We start from the raw sequence: 8,054 nt of genomic DNA, 5'->3' as shown, positions 1-8,054 counted from the left end.
GGCCCAGCACCTGCAGGGGATCCAGGTAATCGCCGGTAGATACCACGTAGGCAAAATCAACGATCGGGTTACGCTCATTCACATCCTTAATGGCATCAGAAAAGTTAAAGGTATATGTTGTATTTGGCGCCAGGGTATCCTTGATCTCCATGGTTACGGTACGCAGCTTGGAAGTAACAGTGGGCACCCGTTTCAGGGTGGGGGAAACGATCATTTTATCGAACACATTATCCATCTCCACATATTCATCAAAGGTAAAATGCACCTTACGGCTTTTAAAATGCAGGGAAGAATCCGGCGGATCAACGGCCAGCAGCAGGGGAGGGAGGGTATCCCGGGGCCCGCCGCCCGGAGGCACTATATTGGCGCAGCGCGACAAAAAAACGGAAGCGATGACAATTAATCCCAAAACCAGGCTCCGGAAACGTTGGATCATTTGCTTTGATTAATAAACTATTACCAATTTAGGAGGCGGAAAGAATGTAAAATGTAAAATTTCAAATACTAAATGTAAAAGTTAACCGGCACTACTTTATCACCCCTTACTTTTACATTTAAAATTTAACATTTGAGATTTTACATTTTAAATGGGCTTCCGCCATTTTGAACTGCAAACTTAGCGCTTTCGTTCCTTACTTTTACTCCTCTTCGGTCAGGGCTTCCTCCTCCAGGTTGTGCAGGGCTACATGCAGTTTATTATCCTTCACAAAATTGCACCAGGGACATTCCTCTTTGCCGCAGCCGGTATAAAACTCCTTATTCTGAATTTTGGCCCAGGTGCTCACGATCTGCTGGGTAACGGTAGTTACATCCTGCGGGGTGATCTGCACCTTTTGCTTATGATATACCTTTTGTTTATTGGGCTCAATAAAGTCAAACTCCGTGCTTACCACCTGCCAGTTCTTTAGCTTGTAGTTGTCCAGCAATATCTTATAGAACACGGCCTGCCGCCAGTAATCGCCGCCATTGGGGTGGCGCTCATTGGGCAGCTCAAACTTTTTATATTCCTTGATGGCTTTTTCGTAATCGCCGGTTTTATAATCCACTACGTTCACCTGGCTGCCGTCAAACTCCAGCTTATCCACCTTCCCTTTTATGGGCACCCCGCTTACCACTACGTTGCGCACATTACGTTCCACGCTTACCACGCGGGGCCAGCTGTTAATGTAGGTATCGTAATAGTTATTGAGAATATCCCGCCCGTATTCCATACGCCGGTCAAAGGCCTCTTTGGTAAAGGATTCCCGGTTACGGCGCATGCTCCAGGCAAAATCCCGCAGGAACTCTTCTTTGGTGGGGAACACGTTTTGCGGGTTTTCCTGCATTTTCTGGAACAGCTTTTCCAGCGCGTAGTGTACGGCCGATCCAAACTCCGTATTCTCCGAACGCCCGGTGGGCACCCGTACCAGGTTCTTATAAAAGAAGCCCAGCGGGCAATCCAGGTAATTGTTCAGCGCAGTTACGTTCATCACAAAACCAGCCAGCAGGGTATCTATAAACTGCTGGTCTACCCGCGCTATTTCCGGCGCCTGGCCTTTGGCGTAGTTCAGCAGCTCAAAGGCAAACAGGTCTTCCTCTGCCAGCTCCATTTTAGCGCCGGGCAGCTGATGCTGTTCCAGTATTTCTGTAATAAACATGCTGGGTTCCAGCGGTTTGCCATCCTGCCTGAACTCGGGGTAGCTGATGTACAGGTGTTTTTCTGCCCGGGTAATGGCCACATAGAACAGGCGGCGCAGCTCCTGCTCGTCGGTAGAGGTGCTTTGTGTTACAAACACCGTATCCGGGAAAGAGAAGCCACTGCTGTTCTTCCGTTTCTTTTCCCACAGGTGGGAGTTGGTGCCGGCCAGGAACACATGCTCAAACTCCAGCCCTTTGGAGCCGTGCGCGGTAATAAGGTTTATGCCTTTATCATTACCGGCTACCTGCACCAGCGGTATGGGAATGCCGTTGCTTTCCATCAGGTTCACCATTTCCATGAGGGAGGTTACATTCAGGTCAGGGTTGCGATGGGTTTCTTCTTTAATGAAATCAAACAGCGCCTGTAAGATCTTCATCAGCCAGATCTTTTCCGGCGACTGCATAATGTAGCTCATTACCCCGCCATCATTGACAATGCTGGCAAACAGCTGCTGCAGTGTAATATTATGCGCTTCGCTGATCCATTTTTCCACCATGCTGCTTACGTTCATCATAGCCAGGTCAGGCGCTTCTGTAAACAGGGTAAGGTTGCGCGTTTTCTGCCATTCCTGCAGGTACTGGCGGATGGAGTTTTTTTCCTGGTAACCTTTTTCCGCTACCCGTATGCTTAATTTGGCTACTTCTATGGGCGGTATGTTATAAAAGTCAAAGTGCAGGATAGAGAATAGCAGGTCGTCACCGCTGTAGGGCGTATCCAGCTCGCAGGCTATGTAACGCAGCAGGGTTAATACTTTGCGGGCAAAGGGTACCTCAAATAAATTAATGTTACGTTTAGAGTAGATGGGCAATCCTCTCAGGCGGAAGTACTGCGCCAACTCCTCGCCATAGCGGTTCTCCCGGTATATAACGGCTATTTTTCCCGGCGCTGTGCCTTCTTCCAGCAGGCGGGTAACGGTATTGGTAATACCGGCCATTTCATCGCGGGCAGTATTATAACGTTGTATAATGGGCGGTATGGAAAGCGGCGTAAGCCTGGCATTGCTGGCAGTAAGCTCTTTGCTGAGGCCCGGCAGCTGGTTTACCAGGCGTGAGCTGCCGTTATTGTCTATTAAGGCCATGGCCACATCCAGTATGTTCTGTACGGAACGGTAGTTTTGTGTAAGCACTACGGTAAGCAATGTTTCAGCAAAGCCGCCGGCAAACTGCTCCATATTTTCTATGTTGGCGCCCTGGAAGCGGTAAATGCTCTGGTCATCATCGCCCACCACAAAAATATTGGGCAGCTCTTCGTCTTTGATCAGCAGCTGTATCAGGCGGTTCTGCGTACCGCTGGTATCCTGGTATTCATCAACCAGTATGTACTGGAAGCGTTCTTTATAATCGGCCAGCAGGTTGGGATTGTTCTCAAATGCACGGATCACCCAGTTGATCATATCATCAAAATCGTAGCGGTTGGCCGCCTGCATCATAGCCTGGAACACATCAAACTGTTCTACTGCAGCCTGTAAGCGGGCCATTTTTTCTTCTTCCACCGCTATCTTATCCGTACGTACATCGCCCTTCTTAAATGTTTTGGTGGCGCGTTTGCAAATGTATTCATCGCGCTGCGGCAGGCTGTCTAAATAAGCTTTGATGGCGCCGCGAATGTAGTCCACTGTCCAGCCTTCCCGTTTCATGGTAGAGAAAAGGGCCGCCAGGTTCTTCATATCAAAATACACATCGCCCCGGTAGCGTTTCAGCGGGTTATCTTTCGCAAAACCATCGATCAGCTTTTTAAGCAGCTGAATTTTTTCCAGCTCGGAAATAGCATCCAGCACATTTTTTTCAAACAGGGCCAGGTTATCCTGGATCACCTCATTACAAAAGGAGTGAAAGGTATGGATGCTTACGCGGTACGCATCAGGGCCAATAAAGTCCGTAAGGCGTTTGCGCATGGCCACGGTGCCGGCATCCGTATAGGTGAGGCACAGAATGTTCTGCGGCAGAAAATCCGTATCCTGTAATATTTTACCGATACGGCTGGCCAGTATCTGCGTTTTACCGGTACCCGGGCCGGCAATTACCATTACCGGGCCTTCCGTATTATCTACGGCCTGGCGCTGGCGCTCATTCAACCCGTTATATACTTCCTGGAAACGCTGCTGGTGATGTTGTGATAATTCGCGGGACATGTAGCAAAATTACGGGAATCGCTTTACTTACGGGAAAAGTGAAAGGTGACTGAAATTAAATCAGCAATAGAACAAGGGCCGGCATCGGATTGTTCAGCTGCCTAAAGGAATATACACGGAAATATTGCCTACCTCATGTGAGCGGGTACCTTTCAGGGAAGCGCTTTGTGTTTTTTGGGTAAAGGCTACCTGGAAGCGGTGAAAGGCAATACCCATCCCATAATCTATCCGCGTATTCCAGGGCAGCAGGGTGGCCTTGTTGAAAGATTTACGTACCTCAAACCGGCTGTTACGCCAGCTAAACAGCCCGCCTTCCAGCAGGGCGTTGTACCAGGTATACTCCACGGTGGGGCGCAAAAAGGCATACACCTGCAGCTTTTTTTCCCGCTGTGCGCTGCCGGCCTTTATACCAAAATAAGGGTTCATATGCCCTACACGCAGGGTGGCATGCACAGCGCCGCCATCCAGCATGGTACCCACATTGGCCGTGGCGCCGCCAATAAGCTCAACAGAAGGGCCGGGCTGCCATACCATTCTTTCATAGGTAAAGTTATAGTTAAGCAGCGGGGCATTGGGGAGCTGGTTTTCCCAGCCCATGGGCGGCTCATAATTCATTACATTATGCACCCACTTCTGGGCATCCTCTGCAAAAGACAAAGGGCCCATTACGCCCATTACCAGCTCCGACTGCAGGCTGAACTTTCTTACCGGGTCATACGAATCCAGGCCATGGCTCAGGAATAGTGCGCCGGAGTAAGAGTAATCATCCGGCAGGTACTTGGTTTCACTCAGGTTCTTAGGGGTGATCATTACCTGCATCACGCTCCAGTGATAGGTGTTAATGGCATTTTTGCCCGTACGTGGCAGTATCAGCTTATCTAAAAAGCGGGAAGGTTTCTTTTTCCGGTAAAAGTAATCTATACGGGTGCCGTTGGTATAGGATTCATCCGTACCCTGGCCGCGGATATTTAAAAAGTCATTATCCTCATAAATACGTACCAGGTGGTGAAACGTGTCGGCTGTGCTGATCACCTGGCAGTTAGCTTTAGCGGCTAAAAATAATAATAGTGCTCCTGTCAATAATGCTCTCATACTTCCTGTTTTACCGGTTCAGTTGTTCTGCATTACAGCGGTAGCAGTGGCAGGTTGGCATAACACTATGTCAGTGCTGAAATAGATCAACATGGCATAGTAGTAACAATTTTGTCAGTTGCAGGAGGTGAGAATTACGGTATAGTAAACGACAGATCTAACGATCAATAATTATGCCTGGGGCCTGGTTATTGACTGGATAAAGATAGGGTTTGGGAGCTGGAAATATTATTGAAAGTTGTCTTGTGCATCATATATTTTCTCTATGGGCGTAACATTGCGGGGAAGCGGCCGTTATAAAACAGTTGTTCTTTTAACCATTATTTTTACTTAATATGCAAACGTTCGTTTGTGAAACCGCATAAGATACTGTAGACCGTTTTTTATTTTTTAACCATTAAACCCAATTTGGTATGCAACCCAACAACCAAACCCAAAAGCCCTTCTTTGCACAATTCCTGGAAGACCAGGCCCCGCAACAGGAAGAAAGCCGCAGCACCGGATCAGCAGAAAATTTAATGACCTTGAAATTCCCTTCTGACCGGGAAGAGGACGGCGGCGACCTGCTGTACTAAAAGTCATCACAACATTGGCAGTATTGCTGCTTTTTTTAACAATCTAAACCCTTTTAATTATGCAATTGGACAATCAGGTGCAGAAGCCTTTTTTTGCTCAATTCCTGGAAGCGCAACAGTCCGCTGAAAGCCAGGGAAACGGCATTTGGCCCATTATTACGAATAAGCTGACAGATCATCCGAATGAAACACAAAAGTTTCCTTCTGATGGGGATGAAACCGATATCTAGTCCGGTAAAACTTTCATCGTGCAAGCAATAGCCAACGGGCTATTGCTTGTTTTATTAATAAAGGGCATGATACTTTGCATTACGCATACACAGGATTATTATACGATAGATAAGGTGCAGCAGCACCTGGAAAAGCTGGGTCATGCCAGCTGGCGCCTGAACTCCGATGAATTTGGCACTCAATACCAGTTTGAATATACGCCGGGTAAGGCCCTGTACCTGCAGCATGGTGCAAAGCGTATAGCCGCCGCCGATATTACCGGCGTTTGGTACCGGAAACTTTGGGCGCTGCAAACGCCTTCTGCGCTGGATACGGCCTACATACCCGTGTTCAGTAAAGAATACCGCACCAGCCTGCATATTTTTTTTGATGCGCTGCAGCATGTTCCATGGATCAATAAAATGGAAACCGACCATGCAGTGGGCAACAACAAGCTGTTACAGCTGCAGGAAGCGCAGCTGAGCGGCTTAACCATACCCCGTACCCTGCTTACCAATAACCCGGAGCAGGTGCAGGCTTTTTACACGGCCTGCCAGGGTAATATGATCATGAAGCTGCACGGCGCTTTAAGCCGCAGCATGGATGCCAGCGGCGCATTTTTTCCTACTACCCGTGTTACAGAACAACATTTATTGCAGCTGGATACGCTGGCTTATTGTCCCATGATATTCCAGGAAGATGTGCCCAAAGCCTATGAGCTGCGTATAGCTTATGTGGATGGGGCTTTTTATACCGGTAAAATTAATGCCACGAAGGATGCCGCCGGGCAAACAGACTGGCGGGCGGCAAATGTAACCCTGCCCTGGGAACCCTACACGCTGCCCGATGCAGTAGCCGCCGGCTTACATACGTTCATGCAGCGGCTTAACCTCACCTTTGGCGCTATAGATATGATACGGCGGCCGGATGGGGAGTATGTGTTCCTGGAAGTGAACCCGCAGGGGGAGTGGGGCATGCTGCAAAAATACCTGGGCTATCCCATTGCCGAAACCATTGCAGAAAAACTTGTAAATAAGATACAACATGGCTAAACAAAAGGTGATCATCATTACCCATACCGCAGATAATATTTGTATAGATACCGTAAGCCGCTTTGTGCAGGAAGCAGGAGGCGAAGCCATTCGCTTTAACGTAGATACCTACCCGTTACATACCCGTTTAAGCTCCGTATACCAGCAGCAGCAACAGCACATTTTCCTGGAAAATGAAACCGGCTCCCATACCCTGCATGATGCAAAGGGCATCTGGTACCGGCGCAGCTACAATGTGGGCAAAGGGCTGCAGGATGCGCTGGATAAGGAGTTCAGGCAGGCTGCCATGCAGGAGACCAAGCGCACCCTGTTTGGTATGATGGAGGCCCTGGATATTTTCCAGATGGAGCGCTTCAGTGTATACCGCCGCCTGGAAAGTAAGGAAGAGCAATTACGTATAGCCGTTGCCTGCGGGTTAAAGGTGCCTGCCACCTGTATCAGTAATGATGCCGCCGCCATCCGCCGGTTTATAGGTACCATAAACGCGCCCGTGATCACCAAAATGCAAAGCTCTTTTGCCATTTACCGGCAGGGCGTGGAGCATGTGGTATTCACCAACGCGGTAGATGAAAATCATTTGCAGGAGCTGGAGAGTGTGCAGTACTGCCCCATGGTGTTCCAGGAGCGGATCGAAAAGCAGCTGGAGCTGCGGGTAACCATTGTTGGTTATGAAGTGTTTGCTTTCAGCATTAACTCCACCGTATCGGAAAGGGCTGCTACAGACTGGCGTAAAGAAGGTGCTGCCCTGATACAGAGCTGGGAGCCCTACCGCCTTCCGGATGAGGTGCAGCAAAAGCTGCTCAATTTTATGGACCGTTACGGGCTTAACTATGGCGCCATTGACCTGATACTTACACCTGATAATCAATACTATTTCCTGGAAGTGAATGCTGCCGGGGAATATTTCTGGCTGGATGAGCTGTGCGATAACGCTATTTCCCGGCAAATAGCCCGGGTGCTTATGGGAAGGGCCGCCCACCGCGGCGCCTGATGAATTATGCATTTTTGTTATCTAATGAAAACGAATGTTATCGGTACTACGTATATATAATTCTATACCTGGTACTGATAGTTGAATGCGTGGGGAATGTATCCGTCATTAAAAGTTTGTCATTGGATCTCAAAACTTATATAGACAGCGGGGCAATTGAGTGCTGCCTCTTAGGGTTGGCTACCCCCGATGAGGAGGGGCAGCTGGACCATATGCGGCGCCGGTATCCTGAGCTGGAATCTGAAATTTCAGTGGTAGCATTTAAGCTGCAGCAGGCTGCTATGGCAGGCGGGGTTACGCCGCCTGCACAGGTATGGGAATACAT

The 8,054-nt window shown here is 48.8% G+C and carries 8 protein-coding genes; 5 read left to right on the top strand and 3 right to left on the bottom strand.

Annotated elements, in window-relative coordinates:
- From VIM87_RS07810 to VIM87_RS07800, 3 genes are all read right to left on the bottom strand, one after another.
- On the bottom strand, positions 1-436 hold a 436-nt coding region (locus tag VIM87_RS07810), incomplete at its 3' end, for an Ig-like domain-containing protein (protein WP_331996443.1).
- 202 nt (positions 437-638) lie between these two features.
- The gene (locus VIM87_RS07805) at positions 639-3,809 is read right to left on the bottom strand and encodes an ATP-dependent DNA helicase (RefSeq protein ID WP_331996442.1); all 3,171 of its coding nucleotides are present in this window, start codon (positions 3,807-3,809) and stop codon (positions 639-641) included.
- A 93-nt stretch (positions 3,810-3,902) separates the two neighbouring features.
- Positions 3,903-4,901: a lipid A deacylase LpxR family protein gene (locus VIM87_RS07800; protein WP_331996441.1), complete on the bottom strand. Its 999-nt coding sequence runs from the start codon at positions 4,899-4,901 to the stop codon at positions 3,903-3,905.
- Between the two features lie 413 nt (positions 4,902-5,314).
- Here VIM87_RS07800 and VIM87_RS07795 point away from each other — a divergent pair, with 413 nt between their 5' ends.
- The 5 genes from VIM87_RS07795 to VIM87_RS07775 all read left to right on the top strand — a co-directional run.
- The gene (locus VIM87_RS07795) at positions 5,315-5,476 is read left to right on the top strand and encodes a microviridin/marinostatin family tricyclic proteinase inhibitor (protein WP_331996440.1); all 162 of its coding nucleotides are present in this window, start codon (positions 5,315-5,317) and stop codon (positions 5,474-5,476) included.
- Between the two features lie 59 nt (positions 5,477-5,535).
- Positions 5,536-5,706, top strand: a complete 171-nt coding sequence (locus VIM87_RS07790) for a microviridin/marinostatin family tricyclic proteinase inhibitor (RefSeq protein ID WP_331996439.1) — start codon at positions 5,536-5,538, stop codon at positions 5,704-5,706.
- 18 nt (positions 5,707-5,724) lie between these two features.
- Complete coding sequence (locus tag VIM87_RS07785) at positions 5,725-6,738, top strand: MvdC/MvdD family ATP grasp protein (RefSeq protein WP_331996438.1); 1,014 nt, start codon at positions 5,725-5,727, stop codon at positions 6,736-6,738.
- A complete protein-coding gene (locus VIM87_RS07780; RefSeq protein ID WP_331996437.1) occupies positions 6,731-7,729 on the top strand; it encodes an MvdC/MvdD family ATP grasp protein in 999 nt (332 codons plus the stop codon). Before VIM87_RS07785 ends, VIM87_RS07780 begins: the two co-directional genes overlap by 8 nt.
- A gap of 122 nt (positions 7,730-7,851) precedes the next feature.
- The coding region (locus VIM87_RS07775) for a hypothetical protein (protein WP_331996436.1) at positions 7,852-8,054 on the top strand (203 nt) is incomplete at its 3' end.

This window comes from Chitinophaga sp. (genome assembly GCF_036569125.1).
Taxonomy (GTDB): Bacteria; Bacteroidota; Bacteroidia; order Chitinophagales; family Chitinophagaceae; genus Chitinophaga.
Note: the sequence above shows the minus strand (reverse complement) of the source record. Positions and strands in the feature narration are given on the sequence as shown.

What these genes read in the sequence shown, in the direction of transcription:
- VIM87_RS07805 (WP_331996442.1), bottom strand. Translation starts at nt 3,809, where the DNA reads ATGTCCCGCGAATTATCACAACATCACCAGCAGCGTTTCCAGGAAGTA.
- VIM87_RS07800 (WP_331996441.1), bottom strand. Translation starts at nt 4,901, where the DNA reads ATGAGAGCATTATTGACAGGAGCACTATTATTATTTTTAGCCGCTAAA.
- VIM87_RS07795 (WP_331996440.1), top strand. Translation starts at nt 5,315, where the DNA reads ATGCAACCCAACAACCAAACCCAAAAGCCCTTCTTTGCACAATTCCTG.
- VIM87_RS07790 (WP_331996439.1), top strand. Translation starts at nt 5,536, where the DNA reads ATGCAATTGGACAATCAGGTGCAGAAGCCTTTTTTTGCTCAATTCCTG.
- VIM87_RS07780 (WP_331996437.1), top strand. Translation starts at nt 6,731, where the DNA reads ATGGCTAAACAAAAGGTGATCATCATTACCCATACCGCAGATAATATT.